A 24,869-nucleotide genomic window follows, 5' to 3' on the forward strand; every position below is an offset into this window, starting at 1 on the left:
TCAGGCGGTCCGCCGTGCGCCCTCGGCCGGGGTCTCGTCGTCGGGGAACGCCTCCGCGAACTCGTCGGCGTGCCCGGCGAAGAAGCGGCGGAACGCCTCCGCGCCCTCCTGCAGCGCACGGTGGCGGGCGATGTCCGCCGCGGCCGCCTCGCGCACGAGCGCCTTCATCGACGTACCGCGCTCCTTGGCGATCTGCCGGAGATCCTCCAGTTCGCGGGCGCTGAACTCCACGTTGAGGGCTGGCATGGGACAACGGTACCGCGCGGGTACTCGACCGTAAATCATTGCAGGTGAAGGCCGGTGCGCGACGGTACCGCCGACGTCCTCGGCCGACGGACGGCGCCATGTCCGAATCCCGCCGGAAACCCGGCGCGCGGGGCAGCAGACTCGGCGGTACGACAGTCGCCGCGACACCACGAAAGGCCGGATCATGACCACCCCGACACCCCTGTACACCACCCTCTCCAGCCCCCTCGGCGAGCTGCTCCTCACCGGCGAGGAACGGCCCGGCGGCACGGTGCTCACGTCGGTCTCCTTCCCCGCGCCGCCGGCGGCTCCCCCGCCCGCCCGGCGCGCCGACGGCGCCTTCGCGGCGGCCGTGGAGCAGCTCCGCGGGTACCTCGCCGGTGACCGCACCCGCTTCGAACTGCCCCTCGCCGCACCGGGATCGGAGTTCCAGCAGCGGGTGTGGGCGGCCCTCGACGACATCCCGTACGGCACCACGACGACGTACGGCGCACTGGCGCGGCGGCTGGACGTGCCGTGCGGGCAGGTGCGGGCCGTCGGCGCGGCCCTCGGAGCCAACCCGCTGCTGCTGGTGCGCCCTTGCCATCGGGTGATCGGTGCCGACGGCTCGATGCGCGGCTACGCGGCCGGCGTGGACCGCAAGGTGCGCCTGCTCACCCTGGAGGGCGCCCTCCAGCCCACCCTGCTCTGAACCCGGCCGTGTGGCCTGGCTCACAGAGTGCCCGCGGGTGTCACATCCGGGCCGCCCCCGTCCGTCGCAGTGGTGAGTGCGTCACCGGGAGGCCTCTTCATGTCCACAGACCCCGTACCCGCCGCCGAACCGTCGGCGGCGGCGACCCGCGCCCCTGCCGTCCCCGCGTCCTCGAAGGGCGAGCGCGTCGCGGACTGGCTCGACGGGCGGCTCGGCATCCACACGCTCGGCAGGCGCTATCTGCGCAAGGTGTTCCCGGACCACTGGTCCTTCCTGCTGGGCGAGATCTGCCTGTACAGCTTCGTCGTGCTGGTCCTGACCGGCGTGTACCTCACCCTCTTCTTCCACCCGTCGATGAACGAGGTGACCTACCACGGCAGTTACGTGCCGCTGAACGGCATCCGCATGTCGGAGGCGTACGCCTCGACCCTCCACATCAGCTTCGACGTGCGCGGCGGGCTGCTGATCCGGCAGCTGCACCACTGGGCGGCGCTGATCTTCGTGGCCGGGATGTTCACGCACATGATGCGGCACTTCTTCACCGGCTCGTTCCGCAAGCCGCGCGAAGTCAACTGGTTCCTGGGCTGGTTGCTGCTCCTCCTCGGCCTGTTCGAGGGGCTGTTCGGCTACTCGCTGCCGGACGACCTGCTCTCCGGGACCGGGCTGCGGTTCGTCAACGGTGCCCTGCTGTCGGTGCCGGTCGTGGGCACGTACCTGTCGATGTTCCTGATGGGCGGCGAGTTCCCCGGCCACGACATCGTGGCGCGCTTCTACTCGCTGCACGTACTGGTCATGCCGGGGGTCATGGCGGCGCTCGTCCTGGTGCACCTCCTCCTCGTCGTCTACCACAAGCACACCCAGTTCGCGGGCCCCGGCCGCACCGAACGCAACGTCGTGGGCGCCCCGTTCATGCCGGTCTATCTGGCGAAGGCGGGCGGCTTCTTCTTCCTGGTGTTCGGCGTACTGACGCTGATCGCGGCGGTGGCGAGCATCAACCCGGTGTGGGTCTACGGCCCGTTCCGCCCCGACCAGGTCTCCACGGGCGCCCAGCCCGACTGGTACCTCGGATTCGCCGAGGGGCTGGTCCGGGTCATGCCGGGCTGGGAGATCCACCTGTGGGGGCACACCCTCGTCCTCGGCGTGCTGATCCCGGTCGTCGTCTTCCCCTTGCTGCTCCTGTACTTGGGCATCCACCCCTTCCTGGAGACCTGGCTGACCAGGGACCGCGCCGAGCACCACATCCTGGACCGGCCGCGCAACCGCCCGGTCCGCACGGCGATCGGCACGGCCTGGATCAGCGTGTACCTCGTCCTGCTGGCGGGCGGCGGCAACGACATCGTGGCGACGCGGCTGCACCTGTCGGTCAACGCGGTCACCTGGGCCGTGCGCGTCGGGGTGTTCGCGGTCCCGGCGGCCGTCTTCGTCGTGACCCGCCGTATCTGCCTGGGACTTCAGGCCCGCGACCGTGAACTCGTCGAGCACGGACGCGAGACGGGCGTGATCAAGCGCCTGCCCGACGGCGGGTACGTCGCCGTGCACGAGCCGCTCGACCAGGCCCGCCTGCACACCCTCACCGCCCACCTGCGGCCCGGCCGCCCCGTGGAACACGAGCGCCCGAAGGAACTGGCCGAACCGGACTGAACCGGAGGACCGGGCCGGGGTCAACTCCGCGTACTGTCGGGCTCCTTGCGGAACACCCAGCTCAACTCCGGTTCCACCGCGAAGCGGAGGACCCGTCGCACCGGCGGGGTGCACAGGACCGTGACCACGGCCGCGGCGACCGCGGTGACCGTGAGCGCGCCCACGGCACCGTGCACCCACGCGGGGTCGTACCAGCCCCAGAACTTCGCCCCCTGCGCGACGAACCCGTGCAGCAGATAGCCGTAGAGCGTGCCCGCCCCGAGGACCGTGAACCAGGTACGGCGCGCGGGGACCCAGGCCAGGAAGCAGGCGACGAGCAGCAGGGAGACGGCGAAGAGGGCGAGGGTCGTCAGCGGGCCGTACCAGGCGGGCTCGCCGAGCGCCGGGGCGCTGTCGCGGTGGTAGAGCCAGGACGTCCTCACCACGCCGACCAGCAGGTAGGCGGCGGCCAGGGCGGCCGCGAACACCGGTACCGCGACGATCCGCATCCGGCGGGTGCGCACCCTGCGGAAGTGCTCGGGTTCGAGGCACAGGCCGAGCACGAAGTACGGCAGGAACTGCAGGACGCGCTGGAAGTCGAGGTCCTTGCCGATGGACGGCGACAGGGTGGCCAGCATCGCCACGAGCAGCGCCACCGGCACCGGGTGGCGCAGCCCGCGCCACAGCGGTGTGGTCAGCCGCCACACGAAGAGCGCGGCCAGGAACCACGTCAGGTACAGCGGCTCCATCAGGCTGACGGGACGGTCCCAGGCCTGGTCGGTCCACCGGGTGTAGAAGGTGTACGCCACCTCGAAGACGACGTACGGCACGACGACGCCGGTGACCAGGCGCCTGACCCGGCGCGGGGCCGCGTCGAAGCCGCGCGAGAAGTAGCCGCTGATGAGGATGAACGCCGGCATGTGGAAGGCGTAGACGAGCAGGTAGAGCCCCGTGAGCGCGCGGTTCCCGGCGAGCAGCGGCTCCCAGGCGTGGCCCACGGCCACGAGCACGATCGCCAGGTACTTGGCGTTGTCGAAGAAGGCGTCGCGCTGCCCGGGAGGCCTGTCCCGGGTACCGGCCGGTGGGGTGCGGATGCCCGTGTCGGTACCGGTGCGGGTGTCGGTGCCGGGGGTGCGGGTGCCGGTCTCGGTGCCGGTGCGGGTGTCGGTGCCGGGGGTGCGGTCCGGCGGGGCGGCCGGGCGGCGCGGTTCGAGGGCGGCGGGAGGGCTCTGTGGGGGCAGCGTCTCGCTCACGGTTCCTTCCTCAGGGAAGCCGGCTCCTTCCGCACGGGGCCGGTCCCGTCCTCATGGCGGCCGGCGCGACGGACCCGCGTCCCGCCGCGGCGGCGGGCCGGCTGATCGCAGACCGTCCCGAGCACCCTGCTCACCCGTTTGCCCGGTCCTAAACGCAGGGCGGGCCACCGGCCGCCGACCACCGCCTCGCGCCGCCGTCCCGCCCGAACGCCAGCCGCAGCAGCGCCCGCCAGTCCAGGCGGGGCTTCACACGGGGGCCGCCCGGGCGGTGGCGGGGGACGCGTACGCGCAGCGCGGCCGGGTGGATGCGGCAGGTGACGGGGGTCGGGAAGACCAGCGCCTCGCCGTCGACGCCGACCGGGACCTCGGGCGCGTCGGCGTCGACGACCACCTCCGTGGCGGTGAGCGCGGCGAGCCCCCGGCCGCGGCGGCCGCGCAGCATCCCCGCGGCCTGGGCCGCGTTGTCGACGCTGACCACGAGCACCCCGAGCGCCCCGGTGTCGAGCCGGGGCCGGCCGGGCACGCCGACGGCGCCTTCGAGCTGATAGGGGTTGTTGCTGATGAGCACCGCCTGCGGGGCGTCGACGCCGACGCCCCCGGCGTGGACGCTGAGCCGGGACCCGGTGCGGTGGGTGAGCAGTTCGGGGAGCGCCTGGAGGACCGTGCGCAGCCCGTCGTCGCGGTAGTCGTCGCTCTGCACGACCTCCGCGTAGACACCGAAGGAGGCGTTGTTGACGAAGACCCGGTCGGCGATCAGGCCGAGGTCCATGCGCAGTTCGACGCCGTCGGTGAGGGCGTCGAGGCAGCGCGAGGGGTCGTCGCGGTCCAGTCCGAGGTCGCGCGCGAGGTGGTTGCGGGTGCCCGCGGACACCACGACGAACGGCAGGTCGTGCTCCGCGGCCACCTGCGCCACGAGCGCCTGGGTGCCGTCGCCGCCGGCCACCCCGAGCAGGTCCGCGCCGGCCGCGACGGCCCGCCGGGCCAGCTCCGCCACGTCCTGCGGGTGGGCGGGGTCCAGGACGGCGACCTCCGCGCCGAGGGCGCGCGCCCGCTCCACCAGGTCGAAGCGGCCGACCTTCCCGCCGCCGGAGCGCGGATTCATGATGAAGTACGGCGCCTTGGCCGGCGCCACCCGTCGCTCCGGACGTCCCTCTGCCCTGCTGTCCGCGGCGAGCGCGGCGCGGCCGGTCAGCGAGGCCAGCGCCCACAGCACGACGACCAGCAGGGCCGCCCACAGCAGCCCTACGGCGGCGTAGAAGAGCAGGACGGCGAGCGGCACGAGGACGCCGAGCGTGGCGGCCAGCACGCGGGTCAGACCGCGGTGCGCGAGGGTCCACCACAGCGCCGCGGCGCTCACCGCGAGCCCCGCGAGGCCGACGGCCAGCAGCCCGATGCTGTGGATCCCGGCGGCCAGCAGCAGCACGACGACCGCGGCCGCCGCGATCAGCAGGGCGAGCCGGGACAGCCAGGGTCCGGCCGTCCGGCGGCGCCCCTCCCGGACACCGCCCGGCCCGGCCCCGCCCCGTGTCCCCCCGGTCTCACCCGGTATCCCGCGCACGGCTCCATGACAGCGCCCGCGGCCCGGCCGTACATCACTCGGACCGGGTGATCCGCCGCGGGCCCGGGGCTGCGAGGCTGCGGGAAAGGAGGTCCGCCATGAGCATCCTCAGCGAGCGTTCCCTCTCCGCGCCGTCCGTTCCGCTCTCCCCCGCCGAGCGCGCGGCCCGCGGCAAGGCGGCCCGGGCCCGGCTGCCGCGCTCCGCGCACGCGGTCTTCGACCCGGGCGAGAAGCGGCCGGACCCCATCGACATCATCGACCGGCAGTCCGCCACCCGGGTGCCCGAGCTGGTCCCGGTGCGCTACGGCCGGATGCTGGAGTCGCCGTTCCGGTTCTACCGCGGGGCCGCCGCGATCATGGCGTCCGACCTGGGCGCCCTGCCACACACCGGACTCGTGGCGCAGCTGTGCGGAGACGCCCATCTGCTGAACTTCCGGCTGCTCGCCTCGGCGGAACGACATCTGATCTTCGACATCAACGACTTCGACGAGACCCTGCCCGGGCCGTTCGAGTGGGATGTCAAGCGGCTGGCCACCAGCCTGGTGATCGCGGGGCGCGCCAACGGCTTCTCCGCCAAGGAGTGCTCCTCCATGGTGCGTGCCTGCGTCCGCTCCTACCGCGAGCGGATGCGCGACTTCGCCGGGATGCGCACCCTCGACATCTGGTACGCCCGCGACGACGCCGACCGGCTGGAGGAGCTGCTGCGCGCGCCGGTGGGCAAGGACGTCCTGCGCCGGGTGGCCGGCGCGTCCGCCAAGGCGCGCAGCCGTACGAGCTCCCAGGTGGCGGGCAAGCTCACCCGGCTCGTGGACGGTGTGCCGCGGATCGTGTCGGAGCCGCCGCTGGTCACCCCGCTCGACGAGCTGCTGCCGGACGCCGAGCGGGAGGAGCTGGAGGGGACGCTGCGCGACCTGGTCGCCGACTACGCGCTCACCCTGTCCTCCGAGCGGCGTCATCTGCTGTCCCGGTTCCACGTCACGGACACCGCGCGCAAGGTGGTCGGCGTCGGCAGCGTCGGCACCCGCTGCTGGATCGTCATGATGCTGGGCCGCGACACCGGCGATCCGCTGCTGTTGCAGGCCAAGGAGGCGGGCACGTCCGTCCTCGCGCCGTTCAGCGGCGCCAGCGTCTACGACAACCAGGGCGAGCGGGTGGTGGCCGGGCAGCGGCTGATGCAGGCCGCCGGCGACATCTTCCTCGGCTGGAAGCGGATGACGGGCCTGGACGGCCGCGAACGCGACTTCTACGTACGGCAGTTGCGCGACTGGAAGGGCATCGCACGGCCCGAGACCATGGACCCGCGCACCCTGTCGCTGTTCGGGCAGATCTGCGGGGCGTCGCTGGCCCGCGCCCATGCCCGCTCGGGCGACCCCATCGCGATCGGGTCCTACCTCGGCCACGGCGACGCGTTCGACGAGGCCCTCGCGGAGTTCGCCCGGTCCTACGCCGACCAGAACGAACGCGACCACCAGGCGCTCGACGACGCGGTGGCGCGCGGCCGGGTCACCGCCCGCACCGACCTGACGGAGTGAACGTCCCGGGCCCGGGCGGAAGGGACGGTCACGAATGTCCCGCCCGCGCGGACGGGACGGTCAGGAGTGTCCTGCCGGCCCGGACGGGACGGGACGGGACGGTCAGGAGTGTCCTGCCGGCCCGGACGGGACGGGACGGGACGGGACGGGACGGGACGGGACGGTCAGGAGTGTCCTGCCGGCCCGGACGGGACAGGACGGTCGGGAGTGTCCGACCTGACGGAACGACGACCCCGGGCGCGGGCCGACCGACGAGCGGCGTCCGGTCGATCTCACCCTCCCGGGGTGAGGACCGCGCCGAGATCCGGGCTCAGGCTCGGAGGTGGAGGCAACCGTCATGAGCCAACCGACAACCCCCGCGCCGGCGGATCCGCAGGATTTCCTCGCGGATCTCGGCGACTCCTGGATCTGGGCGCTCGGGCTCGCCCTGGCCACCCTGATCCCCGGTGTCGTCGTGCTCGTCTGGCCGGAGGAGACCCTGCACGTGCTGGCCGTCGTGATCGGCCTGCACTTCCTGGTGGTGGCCGTCTTCGGCTTCGTGAACGCCTTTTCCCGTTCGCGCAACGAGAGCGGCGGCGGCCGGCTGCTGCGGGCGCTGATCGCGTTCGCGGCGCTGGTGGTGGGCGTGCTGTGTCTGCGGCACCCCTTGCAGACCATCGCCGTGCTGGCGCTCGTCATCGGGCTGTTCTGGCTGCTGTCCGGGGCGATGACCCTGTACATCGCGATCGCCGACCGCAACCTGCCGCACCGCGGCCTGGTGATCGCCACCAGCACGCTCGGGATCGTCGCCGGGATCGTGGTGCTCTGCTTCCCGGTGGACTCCGCGGTCGCGCTGGCCCGGCTGCTCGGCCTGTGGCTGGTGCTGCTCGGCGTGGCCGAACTGGTCATGGCGTTCATGGTCCGCTCCGCGCTGCGGCGCCTGCGCTCGGCCCGGACGGGTCCGGTGACCGCGACCTGAGCACCCCGCTCCCCCTTCCCTCTCTCGCGCTCCCCCGCCCCGGCGGGGGCCCGCCTCTTCCCCGCTTCCCGTGCCGCTACGCGGACTTCACGGCCTTCACCGAACGGAGCCGACCATGAACTACCCGCTGCTCGACGTCTTCTGGACCATGCTCTGGTTCTTCCTGTGGATCATGTGGTTCATGCTGCTGTTCCGGGTCTTCGTGGACCTGTTCCGCGACGACTCGCTCAGCGGCTGGGGCAAGGCGGGCTGGGCCGTCTTCGTGTGCGTGCTGCCCTTCCTGGGCGTCTTCGTCTACCTCATCGCCCGCGGCAAGGGCATGGGCGAACGCGATCTGCGCCAGGCCCGGGAGCGCGACAAGGCGTTCCGCTCGTACGTCCGCGAGGCGGCGGCCGAGACCCCGCAGACCAAGCCCGCCAAGGCCGACGAGCTGGGCAAGCTGGCGGCCCTGCACGAGCGGGGCGCCATCACCGACGCCGAGTACGAACAGGCCAAGACCAAGGTCCTCGCGGCCTGATCCCGGAGCGGCGCGACGCGCCGGCGGGACGCCTCCCGCCGGCGCCCGGCCGGGCATCACCCGCCACGGGTGACCCGTCCGCCGGATCACCCACCTCGGGTGATGCCGCTCCAAGAACGGCGGGCGCACGGTGAGAGACGTAGGGCCCGCGACGACTCCCGACGAGACCCGGGGGCCTTGGACGCCGCGGCACCGCCGCGGCGGCGACAAGCGGAGGCAACGATGGACTATCCCCTGCTCAACGCGTTCATGACCATGCTGTGGTTCTTCCTGTGGGTCATGTGGTTCGTGCTGCTGTTCCGGATCATCGGCGACGTCTTCCGCGACGACAGCATGAGCGGCTGGGGGAAGGCCGGCTGGACGATCTTCGTGTGCGTGGTGCCGTTCCTCGGCTGCTTCGTCTACCTGATCGCACGCGGCAGGGGCATGGGCGAGCGCGACCGGCGCCAGATGCAGGAGCAGGAGCAGGCGTTCCGTTCCTACGTCCAGCAGGCGGCTGCCGACACCCCCGCGCCGACCGGTCCGAGCCACACCGACGAGCTGATCAGGCTGGCCGGGCTGCACGACCACGGGGACATCACCGACGCCGAGTACGAGCAGGCCAAGGCGAAGGTCCTCGCGTCGCACTGACCCGCCGCAGGGGCCCGGCCGTGCGGCGCGGGCCCCGTCCGCACCGCACGGGCGTCGTCCGCACCGCACGGCCCCGCCCGGCGAGCGGGCACCGCCCATGAACGGAAGAGGCGCCATGAGCACCATGGGACCGGTCGACCTGGTCATCCTGTCGTTCCCGGCGCAGCGGCCGCCGCAGTCGTTCCTGGCGGCGCTGGAGCTGGTCGAACGCCGCAAGGACGTCCGCATCCTCGACGCGCTGATCGTCACCAAGAGCCCCACGGGCGAGGTGGGACGCGTCGAGCTGTCGGACATCGAGCACCTCGGCGACATGGCCGCCGAGCTCGCCGCGCGGCGCACCCTCGGGATGCTCGGGATCGACGACATCCACGAGATCTCCACCGTGATGGACCCGGACACCACCGTCCTGGCCCTGCTGGTGGAGAACGTGTGGGCCCGCGAGGCCCTCGAGGAGGCCCGCAAGCACGACGGTCGCATGCTGGCCACCCTCCGCATCCCCTACGAGCAGATCGCCGAGGTGGAGGCCGAACTGGCCGCCTCGGCGAAGGCGACACGGCGCTGACGGCGGCGCGGCCGCAGTCCGGCGGGAAGCACGGGAGCGGGGCGGCCGTCCGCCCCGCTCCCGCCGTGCCGGTGGTGGTGCCGATGGCGGTCTGACGGCGTTGTCAGTGGCGGCCTCTACTGTGGCCTGGACATGAGATCGGTACCGCAGGACCCGAGACACCGGAGGTCGCCATGACCACGTTGCCCGACCGGCCGAACACCGCCCTGCTCGTCATCGACGTCCAGCAGGGCGTGGTGGAGGGCTCGCCCCGCCGCGACGAGGTGATCGAGAACATCAACACCCTGATCGGCAAGGCACGCGCGGAGGACGTGCCGGTGCTCTGGGTGCAGCACTCCGACGACGGCCTGGTCCTGGGCAGCCCGGAGTGGGAGTACGTGGCGGAACTGACGCGTCTCGACGACGAGCCCCTCGTGCACAAGAAGTGGGGCGACTCCTTCGAGGACACGGAGCTGGAGTCGCTGCTCGCCGAGCGGGGCGTGGGCCGGATCGTGGTCACGGGCGCCCAGACCGACATGTGCATCCGCTCGACCCTGCACGGCGCCCTGGTGCGGGGGTACGACGCGACGCTGGTGGGTGACGCCCACACCACCGAGGACCTCACGAAGTACGGCGCCCCGAGCCCGGAGCAGGTCATAGCCCACACCAATCTGTACTGGGGCTTCCAGAACGCCCCGGGCCGTTCGGGCGGCACCGTCTCCACGGCGGAGGTGTCCTTCACGGCGGCGGACGCCGGCTGAGGGCGCCCGTCCGCGATCAGCTCACCCCGCCGGTGCCTCCAGCTTGCTGATCCGCACCGCGCCCTGCGGCTCGCCCGGATGCGCGCTGGTCAGCGTCAGCCGCAGCCGGGAGCCGCGGGCCTGGTCGAAGGTGATCACCGTGGGCGTGTCGGAGGTGGCGGCCCAGTCGACGGTCTGTCCGGTGACGGGGGCGTAGGCGTGCCCGTTCCACACCGCCACCTCGACACCCGCGGGCAGGCTGTGGGTGCTGTCCGTGGTGAAGGAGACCTCGATGCGGCCGAAGGTACGGGTGCGTCCCCAGTCGACGGAGACCCAGTCCTTCGGGCGGGCTCCGCTGAAGGCGGGCAGCAGGGCGGTGGCCGACTTGGCGAAGGCGTTGGACCAGCCGGTGGTCGCGTCCCCGTCGAGCACGGCGGCGGGCAGGGTGTCGGTGCGGCCGGAGTAACTGGCGTCGGCGAGGGGGTAGTCGGGCGGCGCGGGCAGATCGGCGGCGAAGGCTGCCGCTGGGGTGGTCGCGGCGGAGCGGGCGGAGGTGGTGCGCACCGAGGTGCTGCCCTTGTGCAGGCCCTCCGCGGTCGCGGTGACCCGCAGGGTGCCGGCGCGGGTGCCGGAGCGGACGATGGCGAGGGCCTTGCCGTGGAAGGCGGTGCGGGTGGTGGCCTGGTAGCGCTCGGCGCTCTCCTCGCGGCCGTTGTCGAGACCGGCGAGTGAGCCGCCGGTGACGTCGAAGGTGATCAGGTGCTCGGCGTCGGGCACGACGACGCCGTGGACGTCGACGACGTCGGCGGTGACGAACACCAGGGAGCGGCCGTCCGCGGCGAGCGTGGTCCGGTCGGGGGTGAGGCGGACGGCGTGCGGCGCTCCGGCGGTGCGCAGCACGTCGGTGGCGACGGCCTTGCCGCCGCGCCGGGCGACGGCCTTCAGCTCGCCGGGCGCGTAGGGCACCTGCCAGACGAGGTGGAGCTTGCCCGCGCTGCCGTTGGGGCTGGTGTAACTGCCGGGGTAGGCGCCGGTGGTGACGGTCTTGTCGTCGCCGGTGGCCTCGGTGGTCTCCAGGTAGGCGCGGCCGTCGGTGGTGGTCTTGGTGTCGAAGGTGCGGGTGCCGAGGGAGGTGCCGTTCAGGAACAGCTCGACGGTGGGCACGTTGGCGTAGGCCCACACCTCGACGGTGTCGCCCGCCTCGTGGTTCCAGGTCATCGGCAGCAGGTGCACCATCGGTTCGTCGGTCCACTGGCTGCGGAAGAGGTGGTACATGTCCTTGGGGAAGCCGGCGGTGTCGACGGCGCCGAAGAAGGACGCCTTGACCGGGAAGACGTTGTACGGCGTGGGCTCGCCGATGTAGTCGATGCCGGACCACAGGAACTGCCCGGCGAACCACTTGCGGTCGCGGTCCTTCTTGTGGCCGTACTCGCCGCTCATGGTCCAGGAGGCGAGGTTGTTGTCGAAGGAGGAGGTGGCGCGTCGGCCGGGGGTGTGGTTCTCGCCGGTGTTGAGGTGTTCGGGCTCCTGGTAGGTGGCGCGGGTGGAGGTCTCCGAGGAGGACTCGGACTCGAAGAGGAACAGGTGCGGGTAGGCGGCGTGCAGCGCGTCGACCGACTTCGCGGTGTTGTAGTTCAGGCCGAGGCCGTCGAGTTTGGCGAGCATCAGGTCCGCGGCCGAGCCCTTGGCGGGCACCGAGCGGTACTTGTCGGAGCCGATGACGAGGGGCCGGGTGTCGTCGGCGGCCCTGATGGCGGCGATGATGCGGTCGGCCATGGCGAGGCCGGCGGTGGAGGTGGAGTCGGGGATCTCGTTGCCGATGGACCACAGCACGACGGCGGGCGAGTTGCGGGCCGCGAGCACCATCTCGGTGGCGTCCTTCTCGCACCAGGCGTCGAAGAAGCGGTGGTAGTCGTAGGTGGTCTTGCCGGTGTGCCAGCAGTCGAAGGCCTCCACCATCATCACGATGCCCAGCTCCTCGCAGACCTCGATCATCTGTGGCGAGGGCGGGTTGTGGGAGGTGCGGAAGGCGTTGACGCCCATCGACTTCATGAGGGTCATCTGGCGGCGGACCGCGTCGAGGCTGATCGCGGCGCCGAGCGCGCCCTGGTCGTGGTGGAGGTCGACGCCCTTGATCTTGGCGGGGGTGCCGTTGAGGGAGAAGCCTTCGTCGGGGTCGAAGCGGTAGGAGCGGATGCCGAAGCGGGTGCGGTGGGTGTCGGTGGTCCGGCCGCCGACGCGCAGCTCGGTCTCCAGGGTGTAGCGCCTGGGGGTGGCGAAGTCCCACAGCTTCGGCCTGGGCACGGTGAGTTCGTGGGTCTCGGTGTGGGTGTCGGTGACGCTCACCGTGGTCGTCGTTCGAGTGACCGAACGACCGTCGGGATCGAGGACACGCGAGACGACCTCGACGTCCGCGGCGGTACCGGAGGCGTTCTCGACGGCGGTCCGGACCCGGACGACGGCCCGCTCGGCGCTGATGTCCGGGGTGGTGACCCAGGTCCCCCAGCGCGCCACGTGCACGGGTTCGGTGACCACGAGCCGGGCCTCGCGGTAGATGCCGCTGCCGGAGTACCAGCGGCTGCTGGGGAGTTGGTTCTGCACCTTCACCGCGAGCACGTTCTCGGTGCGGCCGTCGGTGTGCAGCAGGCCGGTGAGGTCGAAGGCGAACCCGGTGTAGCCGTAGGGGTGCTGGCCGACCTCGGTGCCGTTGCAGTAGACGTGGGAGTCCATGTAGACGCCGTCGAACTCCACCGAGATCCGCTTGCCCGCGTAGCCCGACGGCAGGGTGAAGGCGAGGCGGTACCAGCCGAGGCCGCCGGGGAAGAAACCGGTTCCACTGGTGGTGTTGTGGTCGGTGGTCGGCGTCTGCTCGATGCTCCAGTCGTGCGGTACGGCGACCTCGCGCCAGCCGGAGTCGTCGTAGCCGGGGTCGGCGGCGCCCGCGTAGGCGCCGGTCGGGTCGGTGATCCCGCCCGCGTCGACCAGCGCGAAGCGCCAGCCGTCGCGCAGGGCGAGCGTGCGGCGCCCCCCGGTGTACGCGGCGTGTCCGGGGTCGCCGGAGGCCTCGGCGGCACGGGCGGCGGGGGCGCCGAGCAGCGCTCCGGCCGCGGGCGCCGCCGTAGAGGCGATAAGAACCGATCTGCGAGTGACGGTCATGGCGGCTCTCCCTCATCAGGGACCAGAAGTACTCACAACTGATCGTTACCGCACAGATTCTGACGTGATGGCACACGGCCCCGTCAAGGGTCGGGCAATCGCTTTCCGTCCCGCTTCCCGTCCGTCTGTCCGTCCCGCCTTCCGTCCCGCGCGCCGCGTGGCCGGAATTCACCCTTGACCGAGCCGCTGCGTCACAGCGGGCGATCGGGTCCGCACACCGGCCCGAAGCACTAGGCTGGAACGCAAGTGAACGCACCTGCTCACGGTGAGTGTGCGCTTGGGAGTGGCGAGGATGACGCCGGTGTATCCGTTCGACGACGCGGCGACGGCTCGGGCCGTCATCAGCGAGGACGGCACCCTGGCCGAGTGGAGCGAGGGCGCCGGCCTGCTGCTCGGGCACACCGCGGACGATGTCGTGGGAGGCCCCTACACGCGGCTGCTCGCCGACGGCACCGCGGACCGGCCCTCTCCCGGCGGCCCGCGCTGGGACGGAACGCTCACTCTGCGCCACCGCGACGGACACACCGTGGACGTCTGGCTGCTCGCCCACCACCGGCAGGCCGAGGACGGCGGCCCCGGCGACTGGCTCGTGGTCACCCCGCTCAGGAGCGGCGAGCCGCGCTCCCCGCAGGACCCGACGGACCCGCTGGCCACCCCGGCCCACTCCCCCTGCGCCATCGCCGTGTACGACGACCGGCTGCGGCTGGCGGGCGCCAACGACGCCATGGCCGAGGTCATGGGCCTGCCCCCGGCGCGGGCGCTCGGACTGCGGCCCTCCGAGATCGGCGGCAAGCCGGAGAGCGCCGACATGGAACGCCACATGCTGCGGGTGCTGACCACCGGCCGCGCCGAGGACGTGCAGACCTACGCGCGCAGCGGCGGCGAGGACCGCGCGCACGCCTGGCTGGCCCGGATGGCCCCGGTGCGCGACGCGGCGGGCCGGGTGTGCGGGGTGTCCGTGGCCGCGCACGACTTCACCGACAACTACCTGGCCCGCGAGCGCCTCCAGCTCGTCAACGAGGCGGGCACGCGCATCGGCACCACCCTCGACGTCACGCGCACCGCGCAGGAGCTGGCGGACGTGTGCGTGCCCGCCTTCGCCGACTTCGTCACCGTCGACCTGCTGGACCCGCAGGAGCACGGCGGCGAGCCACCCGCCACGATCACCGCCCCGGTCGGGCTGCGCCGCATCGCCCACCAGTCGATCAACCCCGGCGTCCCCGAGGCGCTGCTGGCCCCCGGCCGGACCCTGGTCTACCCGCCTTCGTCCCCGCAGGCGGACTCGCTGACCGCCGGACACACCATCGTCAGCTCGGCGCCCGGCGGCGACCTCGACCAGTGGCTGTCGTGGGACCCGGTACGCACCGAGCGGATCCGCGAGTACGGCATCCACTCCTCCATGTCGGTGCCGATCCAGGCCCGCGGCCTGACCCTCGGGGTCGCGGTCCTGCACCGGCACCGGCGCCCCGACCCGTTCACCCCCGACGACGTGCTGCTCGCCGAGGAGATCACCACCCGGGCCGCGGTCTGCATCGACAACGCCCGGCGCTACTCCCGCGAGCGCGAGACCGCGCTCGCCCTCCAGCGCAGCCTGCTGCCGCGCTCCCTGCCGCGCACCGCCGCCCTGGAGGCGGCCTCCCGCTATCTGCCCGCGGCGCGCGCCGGCGTGGGCGGCGACTGGTTCGACGTCATCCCGCTGTCCGGGATGCGGGTCGCGATGGTGGTCGGCGACGTCGTCGGGCACGGCGTCCAGGCCTCCGCGACCATGGGCCGGCTGCGCACGGCGGTGCGCACCCTCGCCGACATCGACCTCGCCCCGGACGAACTGCTCACCCACCTCGACGACCTCGTGGTCCGGCTCTCCGCGGAGGCCGGGAGCGAGGGCAGACCCGGCGAGGTCGACTCGAGCTGTCTCTACGCCGTGTACGACCCCGTCTCCCGCCGCTGCACGCTGGCCCGCGCCGGCCATCCGGCGCCCGTCATGATCCGGCCGGGCCGCGCGCCGGAGCTCGTCGAGCTGCCCGCGGGCCCCGCGCTGGGCATGGGGGGACTGCCCTTCGAGTCCGCCGAGTTCGACCTGCCCGAGGGCACCGTGCTCGCCCTGTACACCGACGGCCTGATCGAGAACCTCGACCGGGACGAGGCCGTCGGCCAGGAGCTGCTGTGCGACGCGCTCGCGGCACCCTCGAACTCGCTCGACGAGGCGTGCGACCGGGTCCTGCACGCGCTGCTGCCGCCGGGCGGCGCCCCGGACGACGTGGCCCTGCTGCTGGCCCGCACCCAGGGCCTGCCCGCCTCGCAGGTGGCGACCTGGGACATCCCGGCCGACCCGTCGCTGGTCGCGCCGATCCGCAAGCAGGTCGTGGAGCAGCTGGACGCCTGGCGGCTGACCGAGGCCGCGTTCACGACCGAGCTGGTGGTCAGCGAACTGGTCACCAACGCCATCCGCTACGGCGCCCACCCGATCCGGCTCCGGCTGATCCATGACGCGACCACGCTGATCTGCGAGGTCTCCGACACCAGCCACACCGCGCCGCATCTGCGCCGCGCGAAGACCTGGGACGAGGGCGGCCGCGGGCTGCTGCTGGTCGCCCAGCTCACCCAGCGCTGGGGCAGCAGGCACACCGCGGAGGGCAAGACGATCTGGGCGGAACTGACGCTGCTGGACCTGGAGTGACCGGGGCCACCGCGACGAGCGTCGGGCCCCGCTGCTCAACCAGGGCCGCACCGACCGTCAGGCCCCGCTGCTCAACCAGGGCCGCACCGACCGTCAGGCCCCGCTGCTCAGCCAGGGCCGCACCTGCCGACGGGCCTCGTGCAGACGGGACTTGAGGGTGCCGAGCGGAATGCCGACCCGCTCCGCCACCTCGGCGTACTCCAGCTGGCAGATGTCCCGGTAGACCAGCGGCGCCACCAGGTGCGGCGCCTCCCGCTCCAGCCGGTCCAGCGCCTCCAGCAGATCGACGCGGGAGCCCGCGATGACGCTCGTGGTGCGCGGATCGACGTAACTCGACGGCTCGATGGCGGCGGGCTGCTCGGCGGCCCGCCGCTTCAGCTCGCGGTACTTCTGCCGGGCACAGTTGGAGACCACCGTGTACAGCCAGGTGCTGAAGCGGCTGCGGCCCTCGAACGTCGTGATCCGCCGGGCCACTTGGAGCAGCACGTCCTGCGCGGCCTCCTCGGCGTCCTCCCGGCACGGCAGGAACCGCCCGCAGCGCCGCAGCACCTCGGGCCCGATCTCGGTCAGCAGCCGGTCCAGTGCCTGCGGGTCGCCCGCCGCGGCCCGCCCGGCCAGTTCCTCGGTCAGCGCCGCGTCCTGCACGGGAGGTCCCCCCTGGGAAGTGATCTCAGGCCAGGCATGATAGTCGCATGCACTCCCCGTCGCGGATCGGCCGCTATCGCCTCGAACGGACCCTGGGCACCGGCGCCTTCGGCACCGTCTGGCTCGCCCACGACGACGTACTGCAGGCACCCGTGGCGGTCAAGGTGCTCGCCGACAACTGGTCGCACCGCCTCGACATCCGCGACCGCTTCCTGTCCGAGGCGCGGCTGCTGCGCAAGGCCGGTTCGGACCGGGTGGTGCAGGTCTACGACATCGGTGAACTCCCGGACGGCAGGCCGTACTTCGTCATGGAGTACGCCGACGGCGGCACCCTCGCCGACCGGCTGACCGCGGGCCCGCTGCCGGTGCCGGAGGCGCTGCGGCTGACCGCGCTGGCCGCCCGCTCGGCCCAGGCGCTGCACGAGGCGGGCGTGGTGCACCGGGACATCAAGCCCAGCAACGTCCTGCTGCGCACCGCGCACGACGGCACGCAGCGCCTGCTGCTGGCCGACCTCGGCCTGGCGAAGAACCTGGAGCACGGCTCGGGGCTCACCCTGGCGGCCGGTTCGGCGGGCTACCGGCCGCCCGAGCAGGCGCAGCCGGGCGAGGGCATCGACGCCCGCGCCGACGTCTACAGCCTCGGCGCGGTCGGCTACGAACTCGTCACCGGCACCGTCCCGGGCGCCCCCGGCGAGGTGGTCCGTCCGGAGCGGCTGCGCCCCGGCCTCGCGCCGGAGGTGCAGCGGGCGCTGCTGCGGGCGCTGGAGCCGGACCGGGAGCGCCGCTGGCCGTCGGCGCGGGCGTTCGCCGAGGAGCTGGAGCGGCTGGCCGGGCCCGGCGCCCCGGCCGGGCGGCGCAGGAGCGCGGGGTTCGTGGTGCTCACGGTCGCCGCGGGGGTGGCCGCCGCGGTCGCCGCCGGGGTGGCCGTGACCGTGCTGACCAGGCCGTCGACGCCCACGGAGGTCCGGGTCACGGACCGCACCGGGCGGGTGGTCGCCGAGGTGCCCGCCGGCTGGGGCCGCCAGCTGCGCGACGCGGGCTGGAACCCCAAGGCGCTGGGGCTCGGCTCGGCGCAGGAGCCGGGGCTCGCGGTCGCCGACGACCTCGGGAAGTGGCAGGACCTCACGCAGGACGTCAACGGCCTCTTCATCGGCGTCAGCGAGCACGGCAGCGTCACCCCGAAGGTGGACGCGCTCACCCACTCCGGCTGCCACTACGACGGCAGCCGGTCCTGGGCGGGCGGCGACTGGCGCGGACGTATCCGCAGCTGGGACGCGTGCGCGGGCGGCGGCTCGGTCACCGAGACGGCGCTGACACCGTCCGGCGGCGGGGCGCAGCCGCAGGTGTACGTGCAGGTCAGGCAGGACGGCGGGGCGGACGCGACCGAGCGCATACTGCGGTCGCTGCGGGTCACCTGAGGCAAGTCCGCGAGCCTCTGCGCCGACAACAGGGCTGGACGGTCCGCGAGCCCCCGCCCCGACGGCACGAGACGGTCCGCGGGCCGCTCGCCGACGGCGGAAACCGGCCCGATCGGGCAATTTTTCGAGCGCGCCGCGAACTTTTCCCCGCCGACACGCATCGGACACTCATGACGGCGCACTCGGCGCCGTACGCACGCACCACCGCCGCGCACCACGCGGTGAACCCTCAGGAGTGTGAAAGATGGCGTACACGTCCCAGTCCTCGCACCGGGCGGCCGCCCTGCTCGCGAGCGCGGTCGCCGCACTGGGTCTGCTGACCGCCTGCGGCTCCGGCAACGACTCGGCGAGCACTCCGCAGAAGGTGTCCGGTACGGCCGCGCCCGCGACCGGCGGCAGCGACAGCGCGTCCGACGGCACCACGGACACCGGCACCGGCAAGGCCACCGACGCCTCGTCCGGCACGTCGTCCTCCGGCACGTCCACGGCCAAGACCGGCTCGACCGGCGGCTCGACGTCGGGCGGCACCGGCACCAAGACCGCGACGAGCACCCGCTGCCACACCTCCGAGCTGAAGGCGTCCGTCGGCGGCAACGACCCGGGCGCGGGGCAGGAGAACTTCCCGCTCGTGCTCACCAACACCTCCGGCCGCACCTGCACCGTGCGCGGCTATCCGGGCGCCGCGTTCACGGACTCCGCGGGCAAGCAGCTCGGTCCCGACCCCAAGCGCTCCTCGGGCACGCCGACCACGGTCACGCTCAAGCCCGGCCAGAGCGCGTGGGCGGGGCTGACCTTCTCCAACCCCGAGATCAGCGGCGCCGCGACGGCGACGCCCAGCACCCTGGTGGTCACCCCGCCCGACGAGCTGGACCCGCTGAAGGTGGCCTGGAGCGGGGGCAAGGTGCCGGTCTCCGGCAACTCCTCCTCGGTGTTCCTGACGGTCCTCAGCCCCGGTACGGGGCCCTGACGGCCCCACCGCCCCGCGCCTTCCCGCACCCCGTCACCGGCCGCCGGTGACGGGGTGCGCCGTGTCCGCCGCCCCGGGTTTGTCACAGGACCGCTACACGTCCCCGCCGCCGCGACCTTTCTCGCGCCCCCGCCCATCGAACCCGGTCGACCGACACCGAACGGCTCCGGCACGGGGCCGCGAGAAGGAAACCGGGGACGCACATGAGCGGCATATCACGCAGGCGGCTGCTGACCGCGGGGGCGGCGACGGCGACGGCGGGCGCACTCGGCGCGCTCTCCGCCTGCGCGCCGGGCGGCCGGTCCGCCGGGGGCGACGGCTCCGCGCCGGGCCGGGGCGAGGGGGCGCGGCAGGCGCGGCTGGTGCGGCTGATCGGCGACGGGTCCACCGCCGACACCGGCCCGCAGCCCAAGCAGCCGAAGCCCGAGCGGCTGCGGGCGGGCGAGCGGCCGCCGCAGTTCGTGGTGCTGTCCTGGGACGGCGCGGGCGAGTTGAGCAACAAGCTGTTCTCCCGCTTCCGCAAGGTCGCCGCCGACCACGGCGCGTCGATGACGTTCTTCCTCAGCGGGATCTACACCCTGCCCGAGGCCAAGAAGGACCTCTACCGGCCGCCGCGGCACCCCGTCGGCGCGTCCGCGATCGGCTATCTCGCCGACCGGCACATCCACGCGACCCTCCAGCAGGTGCGGGCCGCCTGGCTGGAGGGCCACGAGATCGGCACGCACTTCAACGGACACTTCTGCGGCGCCGACGGGGTGCGCAACTGGACGCCCGCGGAGTGGCGCAGCGAGATCGACCAGGCCGTACGCTTCGTCACCCAGTGGCGCACCACGACCGGTTTCACCGATCTGGACCCACTGCCCTTCGACTACCGCAAGGAGCTGACCGGCGGCCGGACACCCTGTCTCGAGGGCCAGTCGGCGCTGCTGCCGACCGCGGCCGCGCTCGGCTGGACGTACGACGCCAGCTCCCCGGGCGGCCTGCAGATCTGGCCGGGCAAGGTGCAGGGCGGGAAGATCTGGGACTTCCCGCTGCAGTCCATACCGCTGGCCGGGCACTCCTTCCAGGTCCTGTCGATGGACTACAACATGATGTTCAACCAGTCCGGCGGCAATCCGCTGGGCGACAGGGCCCGGTACGGCGTCTGGCGCACCCAGGCCCGGGACACGTATCTGAACGGGTTCCGCCGCGCCCACTCCACCAACCGCGCCCCGTTCTTCATCGGCAACCACTTCGAGCGCTGGAACGGCGGCATCTACATGGACGCCGTCGAGGAGGCGGTCGCCGGCATGGCCCAGTACGACGACGTGCGGTTCGTGTCCTTCCGTCAGCTCGTGCACTGGCTGGAGGCCCAGGATCCGGCGGTGCTGTCGAAGCTGCGCACGCTCTCCCCGGGGCAGGCCCCGACGGGCGGCTGGGCGGAGTTCCTGGGCGCGGCGGGGAACAAGGCCGCGTGAGCGGCGCGGTGGGGAACAAGGCTGCAGGCGGCGCGGCGGGTACCCGGTCGGGGCGGATGTGCGGGCCCGTCTGTTTTCATGGGCGGGCACCGCCTGATCACCGCCCGAAGGACCGACTCCTTGAACACCCCGCTCGCCGAGACCCTCTCCGTCCTCCTGCTCGTCGCCGTCCTCGCGTGGGCGGTCGTACGGCCCTTCGGCTGGCCGGAGGCCGTCCTCGCGGTCCCGGCCGCCGGTGTCGCCGTCGTGACGGGCGCGATCTCGCTCGACCACGCCAGGGCGGAGACGGCTCAGCTCGGGCCGGTGGTCTGGTTTCTCGCGGCGGTGCTGGTGCTGGCCCACTTCTGCGATGTGGAGGGGCTGTTCCAGGCGTGCGGGGCGTGGATGGCGCGCTGGTCGGCGGGGCGGCCGGTGCGGCTGCTGACGGCGGTGTTCGCGCTGGCGTCGGTGATCACGGCGGTACTCAGCCTGGACGCCACGATCGTGCTGCTGACGCCGGTGGTGTTCGCGACCGCGGGCCGTTCCGGCGTGCGCGCGAAGCCCCATGTGTACGCGTGCACCCATCTGTCGAACACGGCGTCGCTGCTGCTGCCCGTCTCCAACCTGACCAACCTGCTGGCGTTCGCGGCGAGCGGGCTGACGTTCACGAAGTTCGCCGGGCTGATGGTGCTGCCGTGGCTGGCCGCGATCGGTGTCGAGTACGTCGTCTTCCGGCGGTTCTTCGCCCGGGACCTGGCGGCCGCGGCGCCCGCCCCGGACACCGCGCAGGCGCCCGAACTGCCGCTGTTCGCGCTGGTCACGGTGGGCTGCACGCTGGCGGGCTTCGTGCTGGCGTCGGCGGTCGGCCTGGACCCGGCGTGGGCGGCGACGGCGGGCGCGCTGGTGCTGGCGGGGCGGTCGCTGCTGCGCGGGAGGGCTGGGCCGCTGGACGTGGTGAAGGCGGCGGCGCCCGCGTTCCTGGCGTTCGTGCTGGCGCTCGGCATCGTGGTGCGCGCGGTCGTGGACAACGGCCTGGCCGACGCCCTCGGGGACGTGCTGCCCGGCGGCGAGGGGCTCGCCGCGCTGCTGGGGATCGCGGCGATCGCCGCCGTGCTGGCGAACCTGATCAACAATCTGCCCGCGGTGCTGGTCCTGCTGCCGCTCGCGGCTCCGGCGGGGGCGGGCGCGGTGCTCGCGGTGCTGCTCGGGGTGAACATCGGACCGAACCTGACGTACGCCGGTTCGCTCGCCACCCTGCTGTGGCGGCGCATTCTGCACCAGCACGAACACGGCGTGGATCTCAAGGAGTTCACCCTGCTGGGGTTGCTCGCCGTGCCGTCCGCGCTGGCCGTGGCGGTGGTGGCACTGTGGGGGTCCTTGCAGGTGATGGGAGGCTGACGGGATGCGTGTGATCGCCTGGCTGGTGGAGGGCACCTGGCCCGCGTGCGTGGACGCCGTGCGCCGCCACGCGCCGGAGTCGTCCGAGGTGGTGCTGTTGCATGTCAGCGGGCCCGATGTGCCGGACCTGGCGCACGGGGCGTTCGCCGGGCTGCTCGGGCGGGGCCGTTCGGAGCCCGACCCGGGCGACCGGCTGGCGGTGCTCGGCGCCGGCTCGGCGACCGAGTTGCTGGCGGCGGCGGCCGGGCGGCTCGGGCGGCCGTGCGAGCGGCTGGAGCGGGGCGGGCGGGTGGAGCGCGAGGTGGTGGCGGCCTCGGAGGGCGCCGATCTGCTGGTGGTGGCCCGGGACGGCGACCGCGAACGGCTCGGTCCGCACAGCCTGGGCCCGGCGGCCCGCTTCGTCGTCGACCACGCGCCCTGCCCGGTACTGCTGGTGTGGCCGGAGGCCGCTCCGGATCTGACGACACTGCCTCCGCCGCCGCGGCACTGAAAGGGGGGTGTCGGCGCGGCGGTTCAGCGGGCCCCGCCGCGGCCGCCTCCGCCGCCGAAGCCGCCGCCGCCGTGGTCGGAGTGCCCGTCGCCGCACGTGTAGCCGTCGCACGGGGTGTCCGTCGTCGGGTCGTCGGCGGGCGTGGACTGCGCGGCGCTCGGGGAGGCCGAGCCGGCCCGCGAGGCGGGCGAGGCGGTCGGCGAACTCTGCTTGAGCGGAACCGTCTTGGGGGCCGCCGTGGCGGACGGGGAGCTGTCGGCGTCCCAGTTGACGGATTCCATCTGGGTGCCGGGCACAGAGGTGTCGATCACCCAGCGCTGGTTGGTCGCGTCGGTGCGGTTCTTCAGCACCAGGGCGCCGCCGCCGTCCGTCGCGGCCGGGGTCAGGGCGAGGTTCTGGTTCCAGCGCGGGACGAGGACGCCCTGGAGGGTGAAGTCGTAGCGCAGATTGCGGTCGGTGGTGTCCGTGCACGGTTCGAGCCGCACCGTATAGGCCAGATGGGAGTCGAGGCAGAGGCCGGGGTCGGCGCCGTTGCGCAGCTGCCCGTCGCTCTCGTACGACCACTGCTGGGTGGCCGAGCCGGTGCACTTGGCGAGCTGGGTCTCCGCGTCCCGGACCGCCTTGCCGCCGGTCACGGCGATGCACAGCCCGGAGGAGACATTGTGCAGCCGGCCGCGCAGGGCGCCCTTGGAGGTGACCCCGGCGCCGGCCGCCGAGGCGCTGGCGGAGGGCCGGCCGGCCGTGCCCGAGGCGGCGCTGCCGGCCGCGGCGCTGGAGCTGTCCTGCGAGCTGAGCACCGACCACAGCGCCAGCGGCAGGACGACCAGGGCACTGACGGTCGCGACGGCCGCGGCAAGGTTGCGGCGACGGGCCCGGCGGGCCGCCCGCTGGGCCACGCGGCGCGAGCCCGGACCGGCCGCGGGGGGAGCCGTGTCGTCGAAGGGCTCGCCCCCGGCCAGCACGGTTTCGGCGGACGGTACGGCCGTCTCGGCGCCGGCGGCCGGGCCGTCGGCGGCGCCGCTCAGCCGGGCCTCGTGGTAGGCGCGGCCGCCCCAGCCGAGCACCGCCTCGGCCAGCGCGGTGCCGAGCAGTCCCGGTGCGAACTGGGCGAGTTGGTCGGCGGTGTGCCGGCAGTGGGTGCAGCGCCCGAGGTGCTCCTGGAGGTCGGGGTCGACGTCGACACCGCCGCGCCGGTAGGTGACGTCCAGCATCCGTATGTAGCGCAGGCACTCGTCCTCGGGGGCGAGTTCGCGGTGCACCTGGAGGCACTCCTCGCGCAACCGCCCGTGGGCGCGCTCGAGTTCGACCTCGGCGCCCAGCACGTCGAGGCCCACCAGCGCGGCCGGGACGGTGAGCGGGTCCGCCTCGACCTCGGTGTGCCACAGCAGGGCGCGGGCGGACTGCGGCAGCCGCTGGAACGCGCGGGACAGCAGCCGCCGTTCGGCCGTGGGCAGCAGCCGGGCGGAGGCCCGCTCGCCGCCCGCGCGCAGGTCCGGATGGAGCAGTTCCAGGCGTCCGTCGGTCTCCCACTCGGCGGCGATGCGGCGCACGGTGACGAGGAGTTCGGGCCGCCAGCCGGACGTGGGCCCTGCCTGGCGGATGGTCTCGCCGAAGATCCGGGTGAAGGTGGCGGTGGTGAGCATGCCCGCGGCGCGCGGGCCGTCGGTGCACATCCGGGCGTAGGCGAAGGCGGCTTCCCAGTGGCGGTCCAGCAGTTCACCGACCGGGTGGAGCGCGGGTGTCGACCCGGTCCACTTCTTCAGTTCCGCGCTGAGTTGTTCGTCCGTGACGTCGAACAATGGGGCCCGAGCCGGGGAATTCGACATGCCTGCGTCTCTCACCGCTGCATTCCTTCCACAAACACCACGGCTATCGGTCCATACCAACGGCCATACGACAGGGCGGGGGCCTGACCGGTCCCGGTCGCACGGGTTTCGGCACCGCGAACGTCCGCCTACGGCAGCTCATTTGAGACGGTGGGGGGTCGAACTGAGCGGCCGTTGTGCGCACAGCGGGAAAACAGTGGGCCGCGCGCCGTCAGGGCACACCTTTGCACAGGTCAGCGCGCGTGAACAAGTGATGCAGGTGGTTTTCCGCACAGGGCCGCCGGGCCTGCGACATTGACAAATCGTCAACGCGGAGAGGGGTCGGATTCGGCCGTGCGCGACGGTATTCGGGGCCGCAAATCACCAGGCTCCGGGCGGGCGCATTGGCCAACCATTGGGCACCCGCCCGACCTCAGGTCGCGCGCCGCGCGCGGGTTCGGCCACCTTCTCCGTGAACCAATGACGGGGCGCCGCGACGCCGGGACGATCAATGCCGGACACCGGACGCCGGGCGCGCGCGGGACGCTTTCGCGGCGCGGCACGGGCCGCTGTTCCCGTGCCGCGCGGCGT

Annotated in this window: 20 protein-coding genes; 14 read left to right on the forward strand and 6 right to left on the reverse strand. The window is 73.2% G+C overall.

Translation table 11 applies throughout. The features are described from left to right. Complete coding sequence (locus WN71_RS05410; RefSeq protein ID WP_046590440.1) at positions 1-246, reverse strand: hypothetical protein; 246 nt, start codon at positions 244-246, stop codon at positions 1-3. A gap of 184 nt (positions 247-430) precedes the next feature. Between WN71_RS05410 and WN71_RS05415 the strand changes: the two genes are divergently transcribed. Next, positions 431-937, forward strand: coding sequence for a methylated-DNA--[protein]-cysteine S-methyltransferase (locus tag WN71_RS05415; protein WP_046590441.1), 507 nt, complete (start codon positions 431-433; stop codon positions 935-937). 99 nt (positions 938-1,036) lie between these two features. Then, entirely contained in the window at positions 1,037-2,578 is a 1,542-nt protein-coding gene (gene qcrB, locus WN71_RS05420; RefSeq protein ID WP_046590442.1) for a cytochrome bc1 complex cytochrome b subunit, read from the forward strand. Positions 2,579-2,598: 20 nt separating this feature from the next. On the opposite strand, the gene WN71_RS05425 is transcribed toward qcrB, so the two are convergent. Then, positions 2,599-3,651 carry an acyltransferase family protein gene (locus WN71_RS05425; RefSeq protein WP_046590479.1) on the reverse strand — a complete coding sequence of 351 codons (1,053 nt, stop codon included), beginning with the start codon at positions 3,649-3,651 and terminating at the stop codon, positions 2,599-2,601. Positions 3,652-3,958: 307 nt separating this feature from the next. Further along, positions 3,959-5,359 (reverse strand): diacylglycerol/lipid kinase family protein, encoded by a 1,401-nt coding sequence (locus WN71_RS05430; protein WP_046590481.1) that lies wholly within the window; start codon positions 5,357-5,359, stop codon positions 3,959-3,961. A 107-nt stretch (positions 5,360-5,466) separates the two neighbouring features. Here WN71_RS05430 and WN71_RS05435 point away from each other — a divergent pair, with 107 nt between their 5' ends. The 6 genes from WN71_RS05435 (at position 5,467) to WN71_RS05460 (ending at position 10,307) form a co-directional block, all read left to right on the forward strand. Further along, a complete protein-coding gene (locus WN71_RS05435) occupies positions 5,467-6,900 on the forward strand; it encodes a DUF2252 domain-containing protein (RefSeq protein ID WP_046590443.1) in 1,434 nt (477 codons plus the stop codon). Between the two features lie 337 nt (positions 6,901-7,237). Next, positions 7,238-7,858 (forward strand): HdeD family acid-resistance protein, encoded by a 621-nt coding sequence (locus WN71_RS05440; RefSeq protein ID WP_046590444.1) that lies wholly within the window; start codon positions 7,238-7,240, stop codon positions 7,856-7,858. A gap of 115 nt (positions 7,859-7,973) precedes the next feature. After that, a complete protein-coding gene (locus tag WN71_RS05445) occupies positions 7,974-8,375 on the forward strand; it encodes an SHOCT domain-containing protein (RefSeq protein WP_046590445.1) in 402 nt (133 codons plus the stop codon). Positions 8,376-8,597: 222 nt separating this feature from the next. Continuing rightward, a complete protein-coding gene (locus WN71_RS05450; protein ID WP_046590446.1) occupies positions 8,598-9,005 on the forward strand; it encodes an SHOCT domain-containing protein in 408 nt (135 codons plus the stop codon). 115 nt (positions 9,006-9,120) lie between these two features. Next, on the forward strand, positions 9,121-9,567 hold the full coding sequence (locus WN71_RS05455) for a DUF6325 family protein (RefSeq protein WP_052743155.1): 447 nt from the start codon (positions 9,121-9,123) through the stop codon (positions 9,565-9,567). Positions 9,568-9,740: 173 nt separating this feature from the next. Further along, positions 9,741-10,307, forward strand: coding sequence for a cysteine hydrolase family protein (locus tag WN71_RS05460; protein WP_046590447.1), 567 nt, complete (start codon positions 9,741-9,743; stop codon positions 10,305-10,307). Positions 10,308-10,328: 21 nt separating this feature from the next. Here WN71_RS05460 and WN71_RS05465 read toward each other — a convergent pair whose 3' ends face one another. Further along, positions 10,329-13,442 (reverse strand): glycoside hydrolase family 2 TIM barrel-domain containing protein, encoded by a 3,114-nt coding sequence (locus tag WN71_RS05465; RefSeq protein ID WP_046590448.1) that lies wholly within the window; start codon positions 13,440-13,442, stop codon positions 10,329-10,331. 292 nt (positions 13,443-13,734) lie between these two features. On the opposite strand from WN71_RS05465, the gene WN71_RS05470 reads away from it, so the two are divergent. Then, a complete protein-coding gene (locus WN71_RS05470) occupies positions 13,735-16,119 on the forward strand; it encodes a SpoIIE family protein phosphatase (protein ID WP_046590449.1) in 2,385 nt (794 codons plus the stop codon). Between the two features lie 93 nt (positions 16,120-16,212). On the opposite strand, the gene WN71_RS05475 is transcribed toward WN71_RS05470, so the two are convergent. Next, complete coding sequence (locus tag WN71_RS05475; protein WP_046590450.1) at positions 16,213-16,764, reverse strand: RNA polymerase sigma factor; 552 nt, start codon at positions 16,762-16,764, stop codon at positions 16,213-16,215. A 47-nt stretch (positions 16,765-16,811) separates the two neighbouring features. Between WN71_RS05475 and WN71_RS05480 the strand changes: the two genes are divergently transcribed. The 5 genes from WN71_RS05480 (at position 16,812) to WN71_RS05500 (ending at position 22,473) form a co-directional block, all read left to right on the forward strand. Then, positions 16,812-18,182 (forward strand): serine/threonine-protein kinase, encoded by a 1,371-nt coding sequence (locus tag WN71_RS05480; RefSeq protein ID WP_046590451.1) that lies wholly within the window; start codon positions 16,812-16,814, stop codon positions 18,180-18,182. Between the two features lie 244 nt (positions 18,183-18,426). Next, entirely contained in the window at positions 18,427-19,149 is a 723-nt protein-coding gene (locus WN71_RS05485; protein ID WP_046590453.1) for a DUF4232 domain-containing protein, read from the forward strand. 203 nt (positions 19,150-19,352) lie between these two features. After that, the gene (locus tag WN71_RS05490; RefSeq protein ID WP_046590455.1) at positions 19,353-20,606 is read left to right on the forward strand and encodes a polysaccharide deacetylase family protein; all 1,254 of its coding nucleotides are present in this window, start codon (positions 19,353-19,355) and stop codon (positions 20,604-20,606) included. Positions 20,607-20,684: 78 nt separating this feature from the next. Continuing rightward, the gene (locus tag WN71_RS05495; protein ID WP_046590457.1) at positions 20,685-21,983 is read left to right on the forward strand and encodes an SLC13 family permease; all 1,299 of its coding nucleotides are present in this window, start codon (positions 20,685-20,687) and stop codon (positions 21,981-21,983) included. Positions 21,984-21,987: 4 nt separating this feature from the next. Continuing rightward, positions 21,988-22,473 (forward strand): universal stress protein, encoded by a 486-nt coding sequence (locus WN71_RS05500; RefSeq protein ID WP_046590460.1) that lies wholly within the window; start codon positions 21,988-21,990, stop codon positions 22,471-22,473. Between the two features lie 23 nt (positions 22,474-22,496). Here WN71_RS05500 and WN71_RS05505 read toward each other — a convergent pair whose 3' ends face one another. Beyond that, complete coding sequence (locus WN71_RS05505; protein ID WP_046590462.1) at positions 22,497-24,314, reverse strand: RICIN domain-containing protein; 1,818 nt, start codon at positions 24,312-24,314, stop codon at positions 22,497-22,499. Positions 24,315-24,869 lie beyond the last annotated feature (555 nt).

Source organism: Streptomyces mangrovisoli (genome assembly GCF_000974985.2).
Lineage (GTDB): Bacteria > Actinomycetota > Actinomycetes > Streptomycetales > Streptomycetaceae > Streptomyces > Streptomyces mangrovisoli.

Bases quoted from the DNA above. Each gene is read 5' to 3' on its own strand.
- WN71_RS05410 (WP_046590440.1), bottom strand. From the start codon at position 246: ATGCCAGCCCTCAACGTGGAGTTCAGCGCCCGCGAACTGGAGGATCTC.
- WN71_RS05415 (WP_046590441.1), top strand. From the start codon at position 431: ATGACCACCCCGACACCCCTGTACACCACCCTCTCCAGCCCCCTCGGC.
- qcrB (WP_046590442.1), top strand. From the start codon at position 1,037: ATGTCCACAGACCCCGTACCCGCCGCCGAACCGTCGGCGGCGGCGACC.
- WN71_RS05435 (WP_046590443.1), top strand. From the start codon at position 5,467: ATGAGCATCCTCAGCGAGCGTTCCCTCTCCGCGCCGTCCGTTCCGCTC.
- WN71_RS05440 (WP_046590444.1), top strand. From the start codon at position 7,238: ATGAGCCAACCGACAACCCCCGCGCCGGCGGATCCGCAGGATTTCCTC.
- WN71_RS05445 (WP_046590445.1), top strand. From the start codon at position 7,974: ATGAACTACCCGCTGCTCGACGTCTTCTGGACCATGCTCTGGTTCTTC.
- WN71_RS05450 (WP_046590446.1), top strand. From the start codon at position 8,598: ATGGACTATCCCCTGCTCAACGCGTTCATGACCATGCTGTGGTTCTTC.
- WN71_RS05455 (WP_052743155.1), top strand. From the start codon at position 9,121: ATGAGCACCATGGGACCGGTCGACCTGGTCATCCTGTCGTTCCCGGCG.
- WN71_RS05460 (WP_046590447.1), top strand. From the start codon at position 9,741: ATGACCACGTTGCCCGACCGGCCGAACACCGCCCTGCTCGTCATCGAC.
- WN71_RS05465 (WP_046590448.1), bottom strand. From the start codon at position 13,442: ATGACCGTCACTCGCAGATCGGTTCTTATCGCCTCTACGGCGGCGCCC.
- WN71_RS05470 (WP_046590449.1), top strand. From the start codon at position 13,735: ATGACGCCGGTGTATCCGTTCGACGACGCGGCGACGGCTCGGGCCGTC.
- WN71_RS05480 (WP_046590451.1), top strand. From the start codon at position 16,812: ATGCACTCCCCGTCGCGGATCGGCCGCTATCGCCTCGAACGGACCCTG.
- WN71_RS05485 (WP_046590453.1), top strand. From the start codon at position 18,427: ATGGCGTACACGTCCCAGTCCTCGCACCGGGCGGCCGCCCTGCTCGCG.
- WN71_RS05490 (WP_046590455.1), top strand. From the start codon at position 19,353: ATGAGCGGCATATCACGCAGGCGGCTGCTGACCGCGGGGGCGGCGACG.
- WN71_RS05495 (WP_046590457.1), top strand. From the start codon at position 20,685: ATGGGCGGGCACCGCCTGATCACCGCCCGAAGGACCGACTCCTTGAAC.
- WN71_RS05500 (WP_046590460.1), top strand. From the start codon at position 21,988: ATGCGTGTGATCGCCTGGCTGGTGGAGGGCACCTGGCCCGCGTGCGTG.